1 protein-coding gene is annotated in these 533 nt (G+C 40.5%); it reads right to left on the reverse strand.

The window, feature by feature from the left end; genetic code table 11:
• Positions 1-21: 21 nt before the first annotated feature.
• The coding region (locus E2R51_RS20595) for a transposase (RefSeq protein ID WP_165967285.1) at positions 22-533 on the reverse strand (512 nt) is incomplete at its 5' end.

The raw sequence follows: 533 nt of genomic DNA on the forward strand, positions 1-533 counted from the left end.
CTCTGTACACGACAAAAATGCTCAAAGTCTCAAAGGTCGTGGACTAGGAGACAAATAACTTATTAGAACCTCAAACACACGTCGATTGCCAGCAAAGAAATACTCACGCAAACCATCAATCAAAACATCCAAACCAATAGCAAACAAACTTTGCTGGGGTCGACCATGTTTCTTAAGCTTTCGTCTTTTAGGGTGTTGCTGTACAGTTTTAATCCCAATGCGATATGACCAACAAAATGCTAGCGCACAAACCGCCACTAACTTACTCACCCGATCCAACTGTGTAAGATGCGTATCTTCAAGATTAAACCCTCGTCCTTTAAAACAAGAAAACAAGGTTTCAATCTCCCAGCGTCTGCTATAAAGAGCCATAGCATCCGTATGATCTAAATTGTTAGTCGCTATAATGACATAATCGTTGTCAGCATCACGCTTTGCAAATAGACGAACTTTAACGCCATATACGGGAACAGCTCTGGCTAACATAAACGTTTCATGAGGGGATAGATGACGTAACAATGTCTTTATTTGTA

It is taken from the genome of Jeotgalibacillus sp. S-D1 (genome assembly GCF_004358665.1).
Lineage (GTDB): Bacteria > Bacillota > Bacilli > Bacillales > Jeotgalibacillaceae > Jeotgalibacillus.